The sequence below is a fragment of the Bradyrhizobium sp. USDA 4486 genome, assembly GCF_054057995.1.
In genome coordinates, this window is sequence record NZ_JBSRZV010000001.1 from 1,734,041 (window position 1) to 1,753,702 (window position 19,662).

The 19,662-nt window shown below is 64.0% G+C and carries 17 protein-coding genes; 6 read left to right on the top strand and 11 right to left on the bottom strand.

The genetic code is table 11. From position 1 onward, the window contains the following. Positions 1–45: 45 nt before the first annotated feature. Positions 46–381: a nuclear transport factor 2 family protein gene (locus tag ACVWY3_RS08535; protein WP_456838053.1), complete on the bottom strand. Its 336-nt coding sequence runs from the start codon at positions 379–381 to the stop codon at positions 46–48. Between the two features lie 152 nt (positions 382–533). On the opposite strand from ACVWY3_RS08535, the gene ACVWY3_RS08540 reads away from it, so the two are divergent. Continuing rightward, positions 534–4,406, top strand: a complete 3,873-nt coding sequence (locus ACVWY3_RS08540; RefSeq protein WP_456838054.1) for a LuxR C-terminal-related transcriptional regulator — start codon at positions 534–536, stop codon at positions 4,404–4,406. Between the two features lie 231 nt (positions 4,407–4,637). On the opposite strand, the gene rpmG is transcribed toward ACVWY3_RS08540, so the two are convergent. The 3 genes from rpmG to ACVWY3_RS08555 all read right to left on the bottom strand — a co-directional run bounded on the left by rpmG (position 4,638) and on the right by ACVWY3_RS08555 (position 7,818). After that, positions 4,638–4,805 (bottom strand): 50S ribosomal protein L33, encoded by a 168-nt coding sequence (gene rpmG, locus ACVWY3_RS08545; protein ID WP_007603295.1) that lies wholly within the window; start codon positions 4,803–4,805, stop codon positions 4,638–4,640. 206 nt (positions 4,806–5,011) lie between these two features. Then, positions 5,012–6,337 carry an LLM class flavin-dependent oxidoreductase gene (locus ACVWY3_RS08550; RefSeq protein WP_456838055.1) on the bottom strand — a complete coding sequence of 442 codons (1,326 nt, stop codon included), beginning with the start codon at positions 6,335–6,337 and terminating at the stop codon, positions 5,012–5,014. 143 nt (positions 6,338–6,480) lie between these two features. Further along, the gene (locus tag ACVWY3_RS08555) at positions 6,481–7,818 is read right to left on the bottom strand and encodes an amidohydrolase (protein WP_456838056.1); all 1,338 of its coding nucleotides are present in this window, start codon (positions 7,816–7,818) and stop codon (positions 6,481–6,483) included. A gap of 184 nt (positions 7,819–8,002) precedes the next feature. On the opposite strand from ACVWY3_RS08555, the gene ACVWY3_RS08560 reads away from it, so the two are divergent. Continuing rightward, positions 8,003–8,545, top strand: coding sequence for a hypothetical protein (locus ACVWY3_RS08560; RefSeq protein ID WP_456838057.1), 543 nt, complete (start codon positions 8,003–8,005; stop codon positions 8,543–8,545). A gap of 122 nt (positions 8,546–8,667) precedes the next feature. Here ACVWY3_RS08560 and ACVWY3_RS08565 read toward each other — a convergent pair whose 3' ends face one another. The 4 genes from ACVWY3_RS08565 to topA are packed head-to-tail and all read right to left on the bottom strand — an operon-like array spanning position 8,668 to position 14,990. Next, the gene (locus ACVWY3_RS08565; RefSeq protein WP_456838058.1) at positions 8,668–9,417 is read right to left on the bottom strand and encodes an NUDIX hydrolase; all 750 of its coding nucleotides are present in this window, start codon (positions 9,415–9,417) and stop codon (positions 8,668–8,670) included. Positions 9,418–9,448: 31 nt separating this feature from the next. Further along, positions 9,449–9,889 carry a DUF983 domain-containing protein gene (locus ACVWY3_RS08570; RefSeq protein ID WP_456838059.1) on the bottom strand — a complete coding sequence of 147 codons (441 nt, stop codon included), beginning with the start codon at positions 9,887–9,889 and terminating at the stop codon, positions 9,449–9,451. Further along, positions 9,883–12,234, bottom strand: a complete 2,352-nt coding sequence (gene rnr, locus ACVWY3_RS08575) for a ribonuclease R (RefSeq protein ID WP_456838060.1) — start codon at positions 12,232–12,234, stop codon at positions 9,883–9,885. The genes ACVWY3_RS08570 and rnr overlap by 7 nt, the downstream gene beginning before the upstream one ends. A gap of 20 nt (positions 12,235–12,254) precedes the next feature. Then, the gene (gene topA, locus ACVWY3_RS08580) at positions 12,255–14,990 is read right to left on the bottom strand and encodes a type I DNA topoisomerase (protein ID WP_456838061.1); all 2,736 of its coding nucleotides are present in this window, start codon (positions 14,988–14,990) and stop codon (positions 12,255–12,257) included. A 228-nt stretch (positions 14,991–15,218) separates the two neighbouring features. On the opposite strand from topA, the gene ACVWY3_RS08585 reads away from it, so the two are divergent. After that, positions 15,219–15,458 carry a hypothetical protein gene (locus tag ACVWY3_RS08585; protein ID WP_456843319.1) on the top strand — a complete coding sequence of 80 codons (240 nt, stop codon included), beginning with the start codon at positions 15,219–15,221 and terminating at the stop codon, positions 15,456–15,458. A gap of 170 nt (positions 15,459–15,628) precedes the next feature. On the opposite strand, the gene ACVWY3_RS08590 is transcribed toward ACVWY3_RS08585, so the two are convergent. Continuing rightward, positions 15,629–16,099: a winged helix-turn-helix transcriptional regulator gene (locus ACVWY3_RS08590; RefSeq protein ID WP_456838062.1), complete on the bottom strand. Its 471-nt coding sequence runs from the start codon at positions 16,097–16,099 to the stop codon at positions 15,629–15,631. A 122-nt stretch (positions 16,100–16,221) separates the two neighbouring features. Between ACVWY3_RS08590 and ACVWY3_RS08595 the strand changes: the two genes are divergently transcribed. Further along, complete coding sequence (locus ACVWY3_RS08595; RefSeq protein WP_456838063.1) at positions 16,222–16,995, top strand: SDR family oxidoreductase; 774 nt, start codon at positions 16,222–16,224, stop codon at positions 16,993–16,995. A gap of 174 nt (positions 16,996–17,169) precedes the next feature. Continuing rightward, positions 17,170–17,352 (top strand): hypothetical protein, encoded by a 183-nt coding sequence (locus tag ACVWY3_RS08600; protein WP_456838064.1) that lies wholly within the window; start codon positions 17,170–17,172, stop codon positions 17,350–17,352. Positions 17,353–17,406: 54 nt separating this feature from the next. On the opposite strand, the gene ACVWY3_RS08605 is transcribed toward ACVWY3_RS08600, so the two are convergent. Continuing rightward, positions 17,407–18,015 carry an FMN-dependent NADH-azoreductase gene (locus ACVWY3_RS08605; RefSeq protein ID WP_456838065.1) on the bottom strand — a complete coding sequence of 203 codons (609 nt, stop codon included), beginning with the start codon at positions 18,013–18,015 and terminating at the stop codon, positions 17,407–17,409. 83 nt (positions 18,016–18,098) lie between these two features. Here ACVWY3_RS08605 and ACVWY3_RS08610 point away from each other — a divergent pair, with 83 nt between their 5' ends. Further along, positions 18,099–18,512 (top strand): winged helix-turn-helix transcriptional regulator, encoded by a 414-nt coding sequence (locus tag ACVWY3_RS08610; protein WP_456838066.1) that lies wholly within the window; start codon positions 18,099–18,101, stop codon positions 18,510–18,512. Here ACVWY3_RS08610 and dprA read toward each other — a convergent pair. Next, positions 18,509–19,654 carry a DNA-processing protein DprA gene (gene dprA, locus ACVWY3_RS08615; protein WP_456838067.1) on the bottom strand — a complete coding sequence of 382 codons (1,146 nt, stop codon included), beginning with the start codon at positions 19,652–19,654 and terminating at the stop codon, positions 18,509–18,511. The two genes, ACVWY3_RS08610 and dprA, sit on opposite strands and share 4 nt — an antisense overlap. Between the last annotated feature and the right edge of the window lie 8 nt (positions 19,655–19,662).

The following is a 19,662-nucleotide window of genomic DNA, read 5'->3' on the forward strand; positions in this document are numbered from 1 at the left end:
AAGTCCGCACGTGGCCCATTGCGGGCCTCGATCAAGCTCGCGGCTCTAGTGTGAGGGATGGCAGTTCAGTTCCTTGATCCTCCCGGTGGCGTCAAACGCAAAAAGCGCGCTCATGACACCGGCATCGGTGAGGTATGAGATAATGGTTCCATCGTTGTGCGAGGGGTTGAGATCGTCCAACTTGCCTGCCGGATGCTCTCGGAGGCGATCGATCCAATAGGCGCGAAGTGCCTGGCGGCTCGTAATGGTTCTGACGCCGCCGCAACCGCAGCTGCAGTGAACCACGGCATCTTCGGCATACATGTCCAGGATCGCCTCGATATCACCCGCGCGGTAGGCGTCGAGCCAGTCAATCGCAGCCGCCATCGGGTCAAATGTCATATTTCTTCGCCCAAATGCCTCAAAGCTCGCGGTTCCAACGTAACGTTAACGCCGCTAAGCCTCTTTCTTCGTTCGATTAATTGTATTTTAATGCCTCGCCTGGTCTCGGCCATATGCCGAAATACATAGATGGCCGGGCCGAGGCAGTGTCCATGTTAGACGTGTCTGCGAAGCAAGGCATATTTCAGCGCAATCGGATTGTGATCGTCGATCCACAGCCGATCGTTCTGCAGGGGCTGAAATCGATACTCGGAGCACAGCAGGACTTCGACGTGGTCGCATCATGCCGCGATGCGGCAAGCGGCCTCGAAGCCATCCGGAATTTGACACCCGACGTCGCGCTGATGGCCGATACGCTGCCAGACCTGACGGTCACCGAGATCCTGGCGATTGCGAGAGCCGAGAATGTTCCGACGCGCCTGGTGTTCTTCACCGAGACCGAAGCCAACCACGAACTCGCCGCCGCGATTGCTGCCGGCGCCTGCAGCGCAATTTCGAAATACGTCTCCCCCGACACCATGCTGCGAGTGCTGCGGCTGTTGACGAAGCACAGTGTGTCGCCCCAGCATTTCGATCTCTCGCCAATCAGCAAGGCGACTGACGGCACCGGCCAAATTGAAACGAAGCTGGAGCTGTTGACGCACCGGGAACGTCAAATCGTTCGACTGGTGTCGGAAGGAATGTCGAACAAGGAGATCGCGCGCCAGCTGAACCTTTCACCGGGGACAGTCAAAGTTCACCTGTACAACATATTTCAGAAGCTCGAGGTCACCAACAGGACGGTGCTCGCGACTCTCGCATTGCTGAAACATCCCTCCGGCTTCGGCACGCTTGCGCTGGCCTTTCTGGCGGTCGCCATCGCGGATGAACTCAAGGCGTCGGAAGCGAACGACATGCTTCCGGATGACGACGGCGCCGGCGACGCGGCAGAGCACGCCGAATATGAGCCTTGGAAGAAAGCCATTCTCCGGCACCTCATGGTCTATGAATCCGGCGAGACGCACCTGCTTAGCCAGACAGAGTTTCTGGCCAAGCTGGGCCAGGTCGCGAACGCGCCGGCGGCAATGGAAGCGTTGCGCGTGGCTGAGCAATCTGCCGGCTCGAAACCGTGGAAATACGACGGTCCTGTTGGCTCGGGCACGCCCAATCTTCCGACGCCTCTCCTGCGAGCAACCAGCGACACACATCTGGGAGGTGAGCTGACCGCGGAGCATCAATTCCCCCGGCTTGCTTCCAATCCGATGTCGGTTCAGGGAAAGTATGGCACCTTCGCCACTCTCGCCGGTGCGTTGATCTACGCACTGCACGATCCGCATCTTGCCGCGCAGGCGCATGAATTGGGTCAGGCGTCGAACGACGGCTTCGTGAGCGTCGCCGGAGAGCAGGCGGCCACAAAACTGGCCGCGATCCCTCATGCCGGTGTCAATCATGTCGACAACCCAGCCACGGGCTTGCCTTCGCACGAGTCTCGCCTGTCTTCCGCGCATGTGACCACTGCAATCGAGAGCGTCGCTGCAGAAGACGCTCGGACCCAAGTGAGCCATGGCGCGAGTGATGGCGTCGGGGGTGACGCACAAAAACCTGTTGCCTCGGTGGACGCTGCTCACGAGGCCAGTGCGGGCGGATATGGCCGCGATCAACTGATGGCCGGCGGCAACGGTGATGGAAACGTTGTTCATCGCTCGCCGACCGATTCCAACTCTACATCGTCCCAATCCGGCTTCGATTTCGCATCCGGGCCGGGCAGGCTCAATCTTGCGGCGTTCGGCGCGCTTGCGTGGCTGCATATGACGGCGGCGAGCAAGTCGATCCCGCCACATACCCTCGCCTGGATCTACGACGCCGCAAGCAATGAAACGATCGTCTACGTGAATCCGACCGATCGGGTCCTTGATATCGGCGATCGCGGCCTGCTGGAGATCCACCTGCAGGGGATCGTATCCGTCGCGGAAGCGGATGTCGCCGATCAGCGAGAAGCCTTACCTGTCGCCATCACCCTGGAGAAGCTCGAACAAGTGCTGACACCGGCGAGCGCCATCGATGGGACCGTTCTGAGCAAGGAGAGTGGCGACGCCAGCACCGGGGCGAGCGAGGGCACGCTCGGGACGGCCGGAGTTTGGGCCATCCCGGCCGACGACGGCTCGAGGCTCCAGTTCGGCCAGACTAGGACCGGCTCGGGAGGGACGGAAAGGTTCAGAACCTCCACGGGCGAGACAGCGAATGCGACGGAACAGAGCGGTGGTGCATCTGCCGAGCCGGTTCGCGTATCATCGATCGTGCCTGCTCATAGCGCGACGGCTCCGGCAGTTGGAAATGCCACATCGAACAGTGGTCCGATCAGTGCGGAAACCGGCCATCCGTCGACGGGGCTGAACGTGACCGTCCAACCGAGCCTCGCAATGGCCGACAGCGCGGACCGTGGTAACTCGCAGCACAGTTCGGAGCAAGGGCCTGCAAAGGCGGCAGCTAGGGAATCGACTGAAGCTGACTCCAAACCGGGCAACGGCGTCGACAATGGTGCCGAGCATCAGGCTTCGGATTCGAACGTTCCACCAGGGCTAGCGAAGAAAGCGGACTCAAGCGAAGCCGAACATGGCAACTCGGAGCACGCAAAATCTGCAACCGGATCGGACGCGGTCGAAGAGAGCGGACCGAGCGCCGAAACTGCTGCCAGCGCGGGCCACGGCAAGTCGCACCACGCTTCGGAGAAAGGGTCTGCAAAGGCGGCAGCGCCGGAGCCGACTGAAGCTGATTCCAAACCGGGTCACGGCGACGGCAATGGCGCCGGGCATCACGCTTCGCATTCGAACGTTCCGCCAGGATTGGCGAAGAAGTCAGAATCAAGCGAAGCCGAGCATGGCCACTCGGGGCACTCAAAATCTGCAGACGGATCGGACGCGGCCGAAAACGTCGTATCGGCCGACAGCGCGGGCCACGGCAAGTCGCACCACGCTTCGGAGAAAGCGTCTGCAAAGGCGGCAGCGACGGAGTCGACTGAGGCTGACGCCCAACCAGGCAATCGCGACGGGCATCACGCTTCGGGCTCGAACGTTCCGCCAGGATTGGCGAAGAAGGCAGAATCAAGCGAAACCGAACCCGGCAACTCGGGGCACTCAAACACTGCAAACGCGCCGGACGCAGCCGAGATCGATCCGGTCGTCGCAATCGCCGCCAGCACAGGCCATGGTCATTCGCAGCACGCTTCGGAGAAGGGGTCTGCAAAGTCGGCAGCCACGGAATCGACTGAAGCTGACTCCAAACCGGGCAACGGCGTCGGCCATGGCGCCGAGCATCACGCTTCCCCTTCAGACGCTGCGGGAACGTCAGCGGCAGTGAAGACGGCAGAACCGGGCGCCGTGGAGCACGGCAACTCGGGGCACGATGTACACGCGACCTCTGCAAACGCACCGCAAGCAAGGGATATCGTCGATCCGGGCTTCGCAACCGGTGACAACGCGGGATGCGGCAACTCGCAGCACGCTGGGGGGCCGGGGTCAGCAAAGGCTGTGGCGACGGAGTTGACCGACGTTGCTGAGCAACACGCTTCGGCTTCCGACGCGGCGAGCGCCTCAGCGGCAGTGAAGACGGCAGAGCCTGCGGCCGCTGAGCACGGCAATTCGGAGCACGCAGCCGCGGCGAACGCACCGCAAGCGGCCAACATCGTCGATCCGAGCGTTGCGACCGGCGGCAACGCCGAATGCGGAAACTCGCAGCAGGTTGCGCAACCTGCTGCAACCGAATCAGAAGACACGCAGTCGGCCAAAGCTGCGTCCGTGACCGGCGGTGCAGATCAAGAACAGGTGTTCCGGTTCGATAGCGAGACAGCTCCTTCCACCCTCGTCGCGATCATCGCGCCCAAAGTGCTTGATAGTCCGATCGATCCGCACGTTCCCCCCGGTCAGAAAGAGCACCTCGAGATGATCGTCAAAGCGGTCCCTTATGCACCGGATGAACACGCGGCCAACCACGGCAATAGTGGTGCGCATCACGCCACTATACCTGCGCATCATGATCTGCTGATTTGAAGCGCTGCATCATCATGATTGAAATGGGCAGGCGCGGGATCTGGTCTTAGCCGCGAGTTTAGCTATCGCTGCCGCATCGATTGCATCCGCTTAGCGCGCAGCTCAGGATGACCGGTCAAAAAAGAAGCGCAGCGCAGCTTCAGCGGGTGCGACGCAGAGCCGGGCACGAGAGAGCCCAAACGAAACGGGGCCCCGAAAGGGGCCCCGCAAAAGTCTTTAGCGTCCGCGATCTTACTTGATCTTGGCTTCGCGGAATTCGACGTGCTTGCGCGCAACCGGGTCGTACTTCTTCTTGACCAGCTTGTCGGTCATGGTGCGCGAATTCTTCTTGGCGACGTAGTAGAAGCCGGTGTCAGCCGAGGACACGAGCTTGACCTTGATGGTGACCGCTTTGGCCATGTTCTGAACCTCAGAAAATTGGGGAATCTGGAGCCGGCCAAACGGCCCGCGTTGGGCGGCAACCTAGCCAGAAACCGGGGGAAGTCAAGGTTTCGGAGCGCTTTCGAGCGAAGTGGGCAGCGGTTCGCGTCAAGAAAACGCGTCAAAACAAAGAGCGAGAGCCCGGAATGGGGCTCTAGGGCTAAAATCCACCCAAATCGGGCCGATCAGGCCTCGAAGAAGCGGTTTTTCGGCCGTGGCAGGCCCAGATTCTCCCGCAAAGTGGCCCCTTCATACTCTTTCCGGAAAATCCCGCGCCGTTGCAGCTCCGGGACCACCTTGTCGACGAAATCGTCGAGGCCAGCGGGCAGGAACGGGAACATGATGTTGAAGCCGTCGGAGCCGCGCCCGACCAGCCATTCCTCCATCTGATCGGCGATGGTTTTGGCAGTGCCGACGAACGACAGTCCGCCATAGCCGCCGACGCGCTGGGCGAGCTGGCGCACGGTGAGCTTTTCGCGGGCGGCGAGATCGACAATGCGCTGGCGGCCGCTCTTGCTGGCGTTGGTCTCGGGGATCTCGGGGAGGGGCCCATCGGGATCGAATCCGGACGCATCGGTGCCGAGGATGACCGAGAGCGAGGCGATGGCGCTGTCGTAATGGACGCGGCTGTCGAGCAGCGCGCGCTTCTCCTTGGCTTCATCGACGCTGTCGCCGACCACGACAAAGGCGCCCGGCAGGATCTTGAGATGCTCAGGATCGCGCCCGATCTTCTCCATGCGGCCCTTGATGTCGGCGTAGAGTTTTTGCCCGTCGGCGAGGCTGCCGCCGCCGGTGAAGACGGCTTCCGCCGTTTCGGCGGCGAGCTGCTTGCCGTCCTCCGACGCGCCGGCCTGCACAATCACCGGCCAACCCTGCACGGGGCGGGCAATGTTGAGGGGACCGCGCACCTTCAGATATTTGCCCTTGTGGTCGAGCGTGTGCAGCTTCGAAGGATCGAAGAACAGGCCGGATTCCACATCGCGCACGAAGGCGTCGTCGGCGAAGGAATCCCACAGGCCCGTGACGACGTCATAGAACTCGCGGGCGCGCTTGTAGCGCTCGGCATGCTCCATGTGGTCGTCGAGGCCGAAATTCAGCGCCGCGTCCGGGTTCGAGGTGGTGACGATGTTCCAGCCGGCACGGCCGCCGCTGAGATGGTCGAGCGAGGCGAAGCGCCGCGCGACGTGATAGGGCTCGTCGAACGTGGTCGAGCCGGTTGCGATCAGGCCGATGCGCTCGGTGACGACCGAGAGCGCCGACAGCAGCGTGAACGGCTCGAACGAGGTTACGGTGTGGCTGCGCTTGAGCGCATTGATCGGCATGTTCAGCACGGCCAAATGATCGGCCATGAAGAAGGCGTCAAACTTGCCGGCCTCGAGCTTCCTGATCAGCGTCTTGATGTGGCTGATGTTGAAATTGGCGTCGGGCCAGGCCCCGGGATAGCGCCAGGCGCCGGTGTGGATGCTGATCGGGCGCATGAACGCGCCAAGCTTGAGTTGCCGTTGTGCCATCGCCCCGTATCCGTTCTGGGTGTCGTTCGCAAAGACATAGGGACGCGGCGGAACTCTGCCATTGGGAGGGCTGGGAAGAATTTTTCGTTTTTCGATCAACTCTCAGAACGTTCGCGTCATTCCGCAAACTGACGCGAGCGGCGCTACTGCCCCCGTGCCCTTTGATCGAACGCGCTCAGCACGGCGAGGGTCATCGCGGTCACGCCGGTCTGGATGGTCGGTTTCGGCACCGGGGCGAATTGCGGCGAGTGGTTGCCGGGAAGCGGCGGGCCGCTGCCATTACGCGCGGCGGCGACGCGGTCGGGCTCATAGACGCCGATGTTGAAGAACATCGACGGCACGCCGGCATTGACATATTCCGAATAATCCTCGCTGGTCGTGTTCGCCGGGCTGACGTTGAACTTGTCGCCGAAGGCCGCCTTCAGCACCCGCTCGGCCGGGCCGACCACGGCGGCATCGTTCACCACCGCCTTGGTCCCCTCGTCGAGATGGATTTCGGGCGCCGGCGCATCCGCCATCGCCGCCACTGCCTTCGCCGTCCGCTCGATCCCGGCCAGCATCCTGGCGCGCACCTGCGGCTTGAAGCTGCGGATCGTGCCGATCACCCGGGCCTCGTCGGGAATGATGTTGCCCGCGGTGCCGGCGTGGATCGCGCCGATGGTGACAAGGCCGAATTCGGTCGGGTCCTTCTCTCGGCTGATCACGCTCTGCACGTCGACGACGAAGCGGGATGCCATCATCACGGGATCGATGGTCGCCTGCGGTATCGCGCCATGGCCGCCCCGGCCGATGAACTTGATGAAGAGGCCGTCCACATTCGACGATCCGACCCCGACCCTGTAGGTGACGGAGCCGTAGGCTCCGCTGCCGTCGTGCAGGGCAAATCCCGCATCGGGTTTCGGAAAGCGGGTGAACAGGCCATCATCGATCATCGCCCTTGCGCCCGCGACCTCTTCCTCGGCGGGCTGCGCGATGAACATCAGCGTACCGTGCCACTGGTCCTTGATGCCGACCAAGGTCTTCGCCGTGCCGACCCAGCTCGCCATGTGGATGTCATGGCCGCAGCTATGGGCGACGAATGTCTCGCGGCCCTGCCAGATCTGCTTGTCACGACTGGCATAGGGCAGGCCGGTCTTCTCCTCCATGGGCAGCGCATCGAGCTCGGTGCGAACCATGATGGTGGGACCGTCGCCGTTCCTGTAGATGGCGACAAGACCGGTCTTGCCGACGTGCTCGGTGACCTCAAAACCGATCGCGCGCATCTCGGCAGCGAGTTTCGCCGCGGTCTTCTCTTCCTGGAAGGCGATCTCGGGATGGGCGTGGATGTCCTTGTAGAGCGCGTCCAGCTTCGGATAGTCGCTCTCGAAGGAGGTCTCGATGGTCTGCTTCAATCTGGCGACGTCGAGCTCCGCATGGGCCGGCAGCGACAGCAGGCTGCACAACGCGACGGAAGCGAGCAGAGGTCTTGCGAACCGCGTCATCCGACCCTCCAGTCGATTAGGCGACTTTGCTTCACCTAGCACATCTCGTCGCATCTTGCCGCCATGGAAATGGAAGAACGGCACTGGCACGTCGAGGGGAGGCCGGTCGCAAGGCGTGGGCGTGCCTCTTCGAACCAGTCCGCTCCTAGCCCCGACCAAGCCGAGACCCGTAAGGAGGCCAGACATGACCGGCGCAATGACAGTGGATGGCGGCATGGTCCGCATAGATCGGCCCATGCCCTGGGTCGGCCGGCTGCTGTCGCTGCCGCTGCTGGCGGCGAGCGGCTATCTCCTGTGGAATGTCGCGCTCGGGCTGCGCCAGGATTTTTCCGGCTTCGGCCGGCTCGCCGACGATCTCGTGCCGGTGCTGGTGTTCACCGGCCTCGGGCTGGTTGTCGGCATTCCCGGCCTGATCCTGCTCACATTCCGCACCTTCGTCGTGCTCAACGAGACGCTGCGCCAGATCGTCATCACGAGCCAGTTCGGCCCGCTGAATATCCGGAAAGAGCGCGATCTCGCCGACTACCATTTCATCAGCATCACCGACGATTACGATCGTGAGCTGACCACGTATGACGTCAACCTCTGCGGCAACAAGGGCACCGAGCCGATTACGCTTCAGAGTTTTACCAGACGTGAGGAGGCGGACAAGCTTGCGAAAGAAATCGGCCGCGTCCTCAAGCTTCCGGCGCGCGACTACGTCGGCACCGAGCCGGATGAGGAATAAAGCACTCTGCTCATTCCGGGACGCGCCTCTTGGCGAACCCGGAATCCATCCATCGTCAATCGCTGCGGCCTAATGGATTCCGGGTTCGCGTTACGCGCGCCTCGGAATGGCGAGGGTAGCGATCAGCTCAGAATATCCTTCTGCATCTTGCCGCCATAGAAATGGAAGAATGGCACCGGCGCATCGTGCCGCAGCGGGCCGGTGGCAAGGCGGGTGTCGAGCTCGTTGAGCACGTTGCGCGTCATCGGATGCAGATCGGCGAGCGGCTTCGAGCCGAGCTCGACCCAGACCAGCTCGACCAGCTCCGCATCGGCGTGGATGACGCCCTCGACGCGATGGGTGATCGCGGAGGCATCGGCGGTGAAGAAGCGCGTGTCGAACCGCTTGACGCGGCCGGGCGGGGTGATCGCGCGCGCGATCAAAAACAGGCTGGAGGGATCGGGCAGCAGGCCTGCATCCGCAAAGGGCTTCCACGGACCCTCGAGCCTGGCCTTGCCCTCGACCTTGCGGCCGAGGCAGAGGCCGGTCTCTTCGCAGGCCTCGCGGATCGCGGCGATCGCCAGCGATTTTGCGCGCGAGGCCGGCGTCCTCGGGCTGCCCTTGGCGAGATTGGCTTCGAGCTCCGGCGTGATCGGCGCCGCACAAGGCACGCGATGATCGTCCTTGTCGACGCGGCCGCCGGGGAAAACGAACTTTCCGGGCATGAACACGACCTTGTCGTGGCGCTTGCCGACGAGGACTTTCGGGATCGCGCCGCTGCGGTCGACCAGGATCAGCGTCGCGGCATCCTTTGGCCGGAAGTAGGGATGGTGGTCGGCTTCCTTGCCCTCGTGAATCTTGGCCTTCTCTTCGGCCTGCGAAATATCCGTCATGTCCTCACCCAGACCGTTTTTTGCTTATTGCTTACACTGGCGGAATACCATCCGGAGGGTTCTCGTCAAACCCGTGCATGCGCAGAGCCCATTGCAAGCCGACCACAGCTCCCTTAACGGGCTGGAGCAGCCCGAGCGAAGCGAGGAAGGTGAAGGGCAGATAGGCCACGAAGGTCAGCCAGACTGGCGTCGTGTAATTTGTCTCGATCCAGAGGATCGCCGGCACCGTGACGTGGCCGACGATGACGATGACGAGATAGGCGGGCAGGTCGTCGGCGCGGTGCGGCGTAAAGTCGAGGCCGCATGCGCTGCAATTGTCCGCGGTCTTCAGAAAGGCACGGAACAGCTTTCCCTGGCCGCAGCGCGGGCAGCGGCTGCGAAAGCCGCGCCTCATCGCGGTCCAGACGTCGCGCTTCTCGACGAGACCGGTCTCGCGCGTCCAGATTTTCGGGGCCGTGCTCATCGTCACCACGCCTTGCCCTTCTTGCTCTTTCCCTTGCCCTTGTTCTTTCTCGACGTCTTCCCTTTGCCGGACTTTTGCTTCTCCGGCTTGCGTTTTCTCTCCGGGCTGCGGCCGGGAGCCGCCTTGGATGATTTGCGCTGGCCGCGGAACGGCCGGCGCTCGCGCGGGCCGCTCTCACTCTCCGAGGACAATAGCTCGAAGCGCAGCGCGCCTGCGATGGGAGCCGCTTCGATCAGGCGGACGTCGACGACGTCGCCGAGCTGGTACATAGTGCCGCTACGCGTGCCGACCAGCGCATGGCGGCTCTCGTCATAGTTGAAATATTCCGTGCCGAGGGACCGGATCGGGATCAGCCCGTCGGCGCCGGTCTCGGAGAGCTTGACGAAGAGGCCGGCGCGGGTGACGCCGGAGACGCGGCCCTGGAAGCTGGCACCAATCCGGTCGGCGAGGTGATGGGCGATCAGGCGGTCGACGGTTTCGCGCTCCGCCTTCATGGCGCGGCGCTCGGTCAGCGAAATATGTGCGGCGACTTCGCTTAAGGTTTCCGGCGTCTCGCTGTCGGGCAGGGCGCCTTCGCCAAGGCCGAGCGCGCGGACCAGCGCGCGGTGCACGACGAGGTCGGCATAGCGGCGGATCGGCGAGGTGAAATGCGCGTAGCGGCGCAAATTCAGGCCGAAATGACCGTAATTTTCCGAGGAATATTCCGCCTGCGCCTGGGCGCGCAGCACCACCTCGCTCACCAGCGGGTAATAGTCATGGCCTTCGAGCTGGGCCAGCACGCGGTTGAACAGCGTGGGCCGCAGCGCGCCCGACTTGGTGAAGGGGACGTCGAGCGTCTCCAAGAATTCCGCGAGCGCGTGAACTTTCTCCAGCGTCGGCTCGTCATGAACGCGGTAGATCAGCGGGAGCGATTTCTTCTCCAGCATCTCGGCTGCTGCGACATTGGCGAGGATCATGAACTCCTCGATCAGCTTGTGCGCATCGAGCCTTTCAGGAACGACGACTCGGTCGACCGTGCCGTCGCTCTTCAGAAGGATCTTGCGCTCGGGCAGATCGAGATTGAGCGGATCGCGCTCGTCGCGCGCACGCTTGACGCAGGCATATGCCGCATAGAGCGGCCTCAATATCGGATCGAGCAGGGGGCCGGTGGTGTCATCGGTGCGGCCGTCGATCGCGGCCTGCGCCTGTGCATAGTTCAGCTTCGCGGCCGAACGCATCAGGATGCGATGAAAACTGTGCGAGCGCTTGCGGCCATCGGGGCCGATCACCATCCGCACCGCGAGCGCGCCGCGCGGCTCGCCCGGCACCAGCGAGCAGAGATTGTTCGAGATGCGCTCGGGCAGCATCGGCACGACGCGGTCGGGGAAATAGACCGAGTTGCCGCGGTCGAGCGCGTCGCGGTCGAGCGCGGTGCCCGGCCGGACGTAGAAGCTGACATCGGCGATGGCGACGTTGACGATGAAGCCGCCCTTGTTGTTGGGATCTTCGTCAGCCTGCGCATGCACCGCGTCATCGTGATCCTTGGCGTCGGGCGGATCGATGGTGACGAGCGGGACGTCGCGCCAGTCCTCGCGGCCCCTGAGATTGGCGGGCTCTGCCGCTTCCGCCTCGCGCTCGGCGGCGGAGGAGAATTGCAGCGGGATCTCGTGGGCGTAGATCGCGATCAGGCTGATCGCCTTCTCGGATTTGACCGAGCCGAGCTTCTCCTTGACCCGGCCGGAGGCGAGGCCAAAGCCGCGGGTGCGGACGATGTCGACGCTGACGAGATCGCCGTCCTGCGCGCCTGATGTATCGGCCCTGGCGATGTTCAGCTCGCGGTCGGCGAACTTCTTGTCGACGGGGACGAGCCGGCCGCCGCCTTCGGGCAGGCTGCGAAAGACGCCGAGGATGCGGCTCTTGGCCTTGTCGATGACCTTGATGATGCGGCCGCGATAGGCAGGGCCTTCGTCCTCATCGGAGCGTTCGACGCGCAGCAGCGCGCGGTCGCCGATGCCGGCGGCGGTGCCGGGCTTGGCCCGGCGGGGCATCTCGATCAGGATTTTTGGCGGCTCGCCGCTCTCCACCTCGTCCCATTCGGCGGGGGAGGCGATCAACTCGCCGTCGGCGTCGCGCCCGGTGATGTCGGCGAGCAGCGTCGGCGGCAGCGCGTCCGGCTCGGACACCTTGTGGCGCTTCTTCTTGATGACCCCGTCGTCGGCGAGCTCGCGCAGCATGCGCTTGAGCTCGACGCGATCGGCGTTCTTCAGGCCGAACTCGCGCGCAATTTCGCGGGTTCCGACCTTTCCCTGGTTTGCCTTGATGAAGGCGACGATGGCTTGCCTGTCAGGAAAGCCATGGTCATGTTTGCGTTTCACTTAACCTCTAATTCTTGATCTTAAGTCTTGCCGGCACTCTTCTTGGCCGGAGCCTTGGCGGTGGCTGTCTTGGTCGGCGACGTTTTGGCGGTCGACGACACGGCAGCGCGCGCCTTGCTGGTGGATTCGGTTTTCGATTTGGCCGCGGCTTTCTTCGCGGCCGGCTTCTTCTTCGGCGCGGCGTCCTCGCCACCGGCGGATTTGGCTGACCTAGCCGGCTTCGCCTTCTTGGCGGCCTTGGCCTTGCCGCCGCCCTTGGCCGCGCGCTCGTCGAGCAATGCGATTGCCTGCGGCAGCGTGATGGCGTCCTTCTCGATCTCGCTCGGAATCGTCGCGTTGACGCCGCCCGCGGTGACATAGGGACCGTAGCGGCCGGCCTTCACCGTGACCGTGCCGAGCGAGGGATGATCGCCGATCGCCTTGCCGGGATCGGCGCCGAAGCGGCGGCTCGGGCCCTTCGCCGCCTTTTCCGCGATCAGCGTCACGGCGCGGTTGAGGCCGATGTCGAAGACTTCGTCGCCGGCTTCCAGGCTGGCATAGGTCTTCTCGTGCTTCACAAACGGCCCGAAGCGGCCGAGGCCGGCGATGATCGGGTGGCCGGTCTCGGGATGCTTGCCGATCTCTCGCGGCAACGACAGCAGTTTCAGCGCAAGCTCGAGATCGACATCGCCGGGCGAGGTGCCCTTCGGGATGCCCGCGCGCTTCGGCTTCTCGCCTTCCTCATAGTCCTTCTGCTCGCCGAGCTGGATGTAGGGGCCGAAGCGGCCGGCCTTGACCCAGACATCGCGACCCGTGTCAGGATCCTGGCCGAGCGAACGGTCGGCGCTGGCTTCGCCGTCGGCGGCAAGCTGGCGGGTGTAGCGGCACTCGGGATAGTTCGAGCAACCGACGAAGGCGCCGAACTTGCCGGCCTTCAGATTCAGCCGGCCGCTGCCGCAGCTCGGGCACTGCCTGACGTCGCCGCCATCGGCGCGCGGCGGATAGATGTGCGGCCCCAGCATCTCGTCGAGCACGTCGAGCACCTGCGCGACGCGCAAATCCTTGATGTCGTCGACCGCGCCGATGAAGTCGCGCCAGAAGTCCTTCAGCACCTGCTGCCAGGAGATCTCGTTGTTGGAGATGCGGTCGAGTTGTTCTTCCAGCGCTGCGGTGAAGTCGTATTCGACGTAGCGGCTGAAAAAGCTCTCCAGGAACGCGATCACGACGCGGCCCTTGTCCTCGCCGTGCAGGCGCTTCTTCTCCAGCTTGACGTAGCCGCGGTCCTTGAGAACCTGGAGGATCGAGGCATAGGTTGAGGGCCGGCCGATGCCGAGCTCTTCCATGCGCTTGACGAGGGATGCTTCCGAAAAGCGCGGCGGCGGCTCGGTGAAGTGCTGGGTGACGGCCAGCGACTGCCGCTTCAACGCGTCGCCCGAGCTCATCGCCGGCAGACGGCGGGAGTCCTCGTCCTCCTCGTCGTCGCGGCCTTCCTGATAGAGCGCGAGGAAGCCGTCGAACTTGACGACCTGGCCGGTCGCACGCAGCTCCAGCGTGCGACCGCCGGCCTTTGCCGTAATGTCGACCGTGGTGCGCTCCAGTTCGGCCGCTTCCATCTGGCTCGCGATGGTGCGCTTCCAGATCAGCTCATAGAGCTTGGCCTGCTCGGCATCCAGCTTGCGGCTCATGCTGTCGGGGCGGCGGGAGAGGTCGGTGGGGCGGATCGCCTCGTGCGCCTCCTGGGCGTTCTTGGCCTTGGCCTGGTACTGGCGCGGCGCGTCCGGCACGTACGCGTTGCCGTAATCCTCGCCGATCACCTTGCGCGCCTGGGTGATTGCCTCCGGGGCGATCTGCACGCCGTCGGTACGCATATAAGTAATGAGTCCGGTGGTCTCGCCGCCGATGTCGATGCCCTCATAGAGGCGCTGGGCGATGCGCATGGTGTGCGCCGGCGCAAAGCCGTATTTGCGGCTGGCTTCCTGCTGCAGGGTCGAGGTGGTGAACGGCGCCTGCGGATTGCGGCGCGCGGGCTTGGCATCGACCGCGGTGACCGCGTAGGTGGCCAGTTCCAGCGCCTTCTTGAAGTCCTCGGCTTCCGCGCCGGTGCCGATGTCGAGGCGCTGGATCTTCTTGCCGTCGGCGCCGACGAGGCGCGCCTCGAAGGCATCGCCGCGGGGGGTGAGCAGCGTTGCGATCAGCGACCAATATTCGCGCGGCACGAACTTCTCGATCTCGAGCTCGCGGTCGCAGACGAGGCGCAGCGCCACCGACTGCACGCGGCCGGCCGAGCGGGCGCCCGGCAGCTTGCGCCACAGCACGGGGGAGAGGGTGAAGCCGACGAGATAGTCCAGCGCACGGCGCGCCATATAGGCGTCGACCAGCGCACCGTCGATCTCGCGCGGGTTCTTCATCGCTTCCGAGACCGCCTGCTTGGTGATCGCGTTGAACACCACGCGCTCGATCTTCTGATCCTTCAGCGCGCGCTTCTCCTTCATCACCTCCAGCACGTGCCAGGAGATGGCCTCACCCTCGCGATCAGGGTCGGTGGCGAGAATCAGGCGGTCCGCGCCCTTCAGGGACTTGGCGATATCGTTGAGCCGGCCGGCCGCCTTGGGGTCGACCTCCCAGATCATCTTGAAATTGGCGTCGGGATCGACGGAGCCGTTCTTCGCGGGGAGATCGCGGACATGGCCGAACGAGGCCAGAACCTCGTAGGACGAGCCCAAATATTTGTTGATCGTCTTGGCTTTCGCCGGCGACTCCACAATGACGATATTCATGTAGTTCCAGTAACTTACGGGAAAATCTTAGGCCGAGAACGAAAGGACTCGGGTCGGCCGTTTCGACCCGAACATGGGTGGTGAGGCGGTCCCTGTCAAATCGAGGGGTGTTGAGAGGGCTCCAAATGGGAAAAATTTCATATCGAGAAAGTTGCAAAATACCACCTTGGAGTTGCGCTCGCTCTCGGCGTAGAGTCCCCCCGGGGCATGGATTCGGGGTTGGGTCGGGTGACGAAGCCGGGACGGAAACGGGCGCGCGCCACATCACGTGCGCCGCTGCGCGCGCGCAACGAGGAACCGGGGGAAGGCGGAGCCGATGAGGCGGTCGCCTTCATATCCGAGCAGGCCGGCGCATTGCGCAAGCTCGCCGAGCGCCACAAGCTCGACGTGCTGCATTATCTCCTGGGGATGACAAAGCTGGAGGCCGACGAACATTTGCGGCTGCGGAGCAAGCGCAAGCTGTCGTGAGGGGCCTGTCGCTCCACAAGGGCCGTCATTCCCCGCGAAGGCGGGGAATCCAGTACGCCGCGGCTTTTCGGGGAAGCAGGGCCGCCGCTGGAATACTGGATCGTCCGCCTTCGCGGGCGATGACATCCAATGTGTGGTGACAGCTTGCCAAAAAGTCACTAACGCGACGATTATCCCGCCGACCGCCGCCGCGGCGCGGGGCGCGGCTTCAGCGTGGTGTCGGAGGGGCTGAGCAGGCGGCCGTCCTCCGCACGCATTTCGAGCTTTTTCACCGGGCGGCCTTTCTCGCGGTCGACCAGGATGGTCGCGATCTCCTCGGGATGATCGTCGAACTCCTCGCTCCATTGGCGCAGCGCCACGAGGATGGGGAAGACGCCGCGGCCCTTCGGAGTCAGGACATACTCTTGATAGGCGCTGCCATCCGAGGCGGGAGCGGTGGCGAGAATGCCGTGGTCGACCAACGACTGCAGCCGGACGGACAAGATGTTCTTGGCCATGCCGAGCTTGCGCTGAAACTCGCCGAAGCGGCGCAGGCCGAACAGCGCCTCGCGAATGATCAGCAGCGACCACCAGTCGCCGATCGCCTCCAGCGACCGCGCGATCGGGCAGGAATCTCCCGCAAAGCTCGTTCGTTTCACCATCGTCCGTCGTCCTGTCGCATTCGCACGATTTCGGCGCCGATCACGCGCTTGTGTGGTTGCATCATAAAACCATGCGCTCTAGATGGCAACTTAGTTTCATCATGCAACCACTGGAGACGAGCGTGAGACTGAAGAACAAGACGGCCCTCATTACCGGCGGCAATAGCGGCATCGGCCTTGCGACGGCAAAGCTGTTCGTCGCCGAGGGCGCCAAGGTGGTCATCACCGGGCGCAACAAGGAGACGCTGGCGGCCGCGGCGAAAGAGCTCGGCCCGAACGCGCTCGCGCTCGTTGCCGATGCCACCGACATCGCCGCAACGGAAGCCGCGATCAGGAAGGGCGCCGAGAAATTCGGCAAGCTCGACATCGTGTTCGCCAATGCCGGCATTCCCGGCGGCACGCCGCTCGGCTCGGCGACGCTCGAGGTGTTCGAGAAGGTCATCAGCACGAACCTCACCGGCGTGTTCTTCACTGTGCAATCGGCGCTGCCTTATCTCAACGACAATGCCTCGATCATCCTCAACGGCTCGGTGATCTCCGTGCTCGGCATTCCCGGCTACTCCGCCTACGGCGCGGCGAAGGCCGGCGTGCGCGCGATGGCGCGGATCATGGCTTCGGAACTGTCGCCGCGCGGCATCCGCGTCAACGTCGTTGCGCCCGGCGCGATCCGCACGCCGATCTGGGGCGCGGCGGTCGCAACGCCTGAAGCGGAGAAAGCATTCGAGAAGCGCATCGCGCTGTCGACGCCGCTCGGCCGCATTGGTGAACCGGATCACATCTCGAAGACAGTGCTGTTCCTCGCCTCCGACGATGCCGCTCATATCCAGGGCCAGGAGATCTTCGTCGACGGCGGTGCAGTGGCCTCGCCGAGCGGCGCGCCGATCTATCGTGGTTGATCAAGTGAAGTGAAAATTGAATCTGTCGGCCGGCCTGCCGTGGTTGAGCCGACAGGTTCCCACGTCTTGCGGGATGTATTTCTTGAACCTCGTGTGAGGCGTTGAACCTTCGCGCATGCTGCCGAGACCTTCTTACGGGCAGGGGTCACAAGACTCATTTTAAAGGAGCCCGTGATGCCAAAGGCAGCTCGCATTTTTTCGTCGATTTCAGCACCGCGTATTTACACTGAACGGTCCGCCACATCAGCCAAACGCTCAGATACGGCCGAGTTCATCGGAGTGGCTCTGTTCTCCGGCATCGGGCTGTTGATCTCGCTCGTCGCCGTTATTCTCGGCATTCAGGGCATCTGGTTTTAGGCGGTCGGTCAGCCGCCGCCGAAAGGCCGGCAGCGGCTGTTGTCAGTGCGAGCCTTACGCCGCGCGCAGGCTGGTGGCGGCCGCAAGCGCACCGGCGAGCGCCTTTTCGCGATGCTCGGGGCCAACCTGGATGCCGTCGGCAACGATGAATTCGGGGCTGGTGATGCCCATGAAAGCGAACACTCCGCGGAGGTAGCTTTCGAGATGCTCCAGCGAGGCGGCCGGCGTGCCCGGGCCGTAATAGCCGCCCCGCGAGATCGCCACGATCACGCGCTTGCCGCCGGCAAGGCCCTGCGGGCCGCTCGCGCCATATTTGAAAGTCTTCCCCGCAACGAGGACGCGGTCGATCCAGGCCTTGAGCTGGCTCGGGATGGTGAAATTGTACATGGGCGCGCCGATCACGACGATGTCGGCATCGAGGAACTCGTTGAGCACCGCCGCGCTCGCGGCAAGGTCGGGTCCGAGTTCCGCAGGCGCCGGCGCGCCTTGCGCGGCCGCAAGATGCGAGCCGGAGAGGTGGGCGAGCGGGGTCTGGGTCAGGTCGCGATAGGCGACATCAAGCGAAGGCGTCGCCTGCCTGAGCCGGTCGACGATGGCGGCGGAAACCTGCCTGGAGACGGAGTGGGGGCCGAGCACGCTGGAGTCGATATGGAGGAGTTTCATTGGGGTCACCCATGGTATAGATTTGTAACCCGCACTACATGAGTGACTGCCAAAATCCCCGCAAGAACGCACTTTTTTGAGCCATGGACACATTATTGAAACCGACACACCTCGATTTGCCCACCTCAAAGCGGCCGGATCCGGACCATGCGGACTGCCGCGGGGTCGCCTCCGTGCTGTCCCGAGTCGGCGACAAATGGAGCGTGTTCGTCATCATGATGCTCGGCGACGGGCCAAAACGCTTCAATGAGCTCAAGCGCATGATCAACGGCATCTCGCAGCGGATGCTGACCCTGACGCTGCGGGGCCTGGAGCGCGACGGCCTCGTCACACGCACGATCTTCCCGACCATTCCGCCGCGGGTGGACTACGAGCTCACCGATCTCGGTCGCGGCCTGTCGCGGCCGGTGAAGGCGCTCGGCGACTGGGCGATGGAGCACCTGCCGCAGATCGAAGCCGCACGGACGCAGTTCGATCGGCGCAACGGCGGCGGCTAAAGAAGCGAAACCAGACCACCCCCGTGGCGCTCGAGGCGGCCGGCGAGCTCGAGCTCCAGCAGCACGGTGCGCACGATCGCGGGCGAGGCGCCGGACATCCGGACGAGATCGTCGATCGAGATCGGCGCTGGGCCGAGCAGGGCGGTGATCTGGTCGCGGTCGCGGCCTTGCGGATCGCTCTCGAACGGCTCGCTGTCGGGCTCGCTCGCAGGACTCATCAGCGGCCGCTCCATGATCGGCTGAACCGCGTTGATGATGTCGGCAGCTTCGGTGACGAGCGTTGCACCCTGCTTGATCAAATCGTTGGTGCCGGCGGCGCGTGGATCGAGCGGCGAGCCGGGGACGGCGAACACTTCGCGGCCCTGTTCGGCGGCCATGCGCGCGGTGATCAGAGAGCCCGAGCGGTGCGCGGCTTCCACCACGACGACGCCAAGCGCGGCGCCGGAGATCAGCCGGTTACGGCGGGGAAAGTCGCGGGCGCGCGGCTCGTGGCCGAGCGGCATCTCCGAGATCGCCGCGCCCGCGTGATCGAGGACCGCGGTCAGCAGGTCGCCATGCTCGGGCGGATAGATGCGGTCATGGCCGCCGGCGAGCACGGCGATCGTGCCGCTCTCCACGCTCGCGCGATGCGCGGCCTGGTCGACGCCGCGCGCCAGCCCTGAGATGATGATGAAGCCGGCTTCACCAAGCTCGCGCGCAAGCTGGCCGGCGAATTTCAGACCTGCACCTGAAGAATTGCGCGAGCCGACAATGGCGATCATCGGACGCATCAAAGATGCGTTATCGCCGCGCACGGCGAGCAATGGCGGGGCATCGTCAATCATCGCCAGCCGCGCCGGATAACCGTCCTCGCCGGGCGCGAGCCAGGCGACGCCGAATTTGCGGCTCGCGGCGAGCTCGGCCTTCGCCTCGTCGGCGCTGCAAATGCGCCCGGACCGCTGTGCGCCGCCGCGACGCGCCAGATCCGGCAGGCGCTCCAGTGCGGCGCGGGCGCTGCCGAAATGATCGACCAGCGAACGGAAGGTGCGCGGCCCGACGTTGTCGGAGCGGATCAGCCGCAGGCGGTCGATCCGCTCGGCTTCAGTCAGCTCCACGCTCGGATTGATGGCGTCCACGGCGGCGGCTCCTTGTGGCAGCAGCATGGAACAAC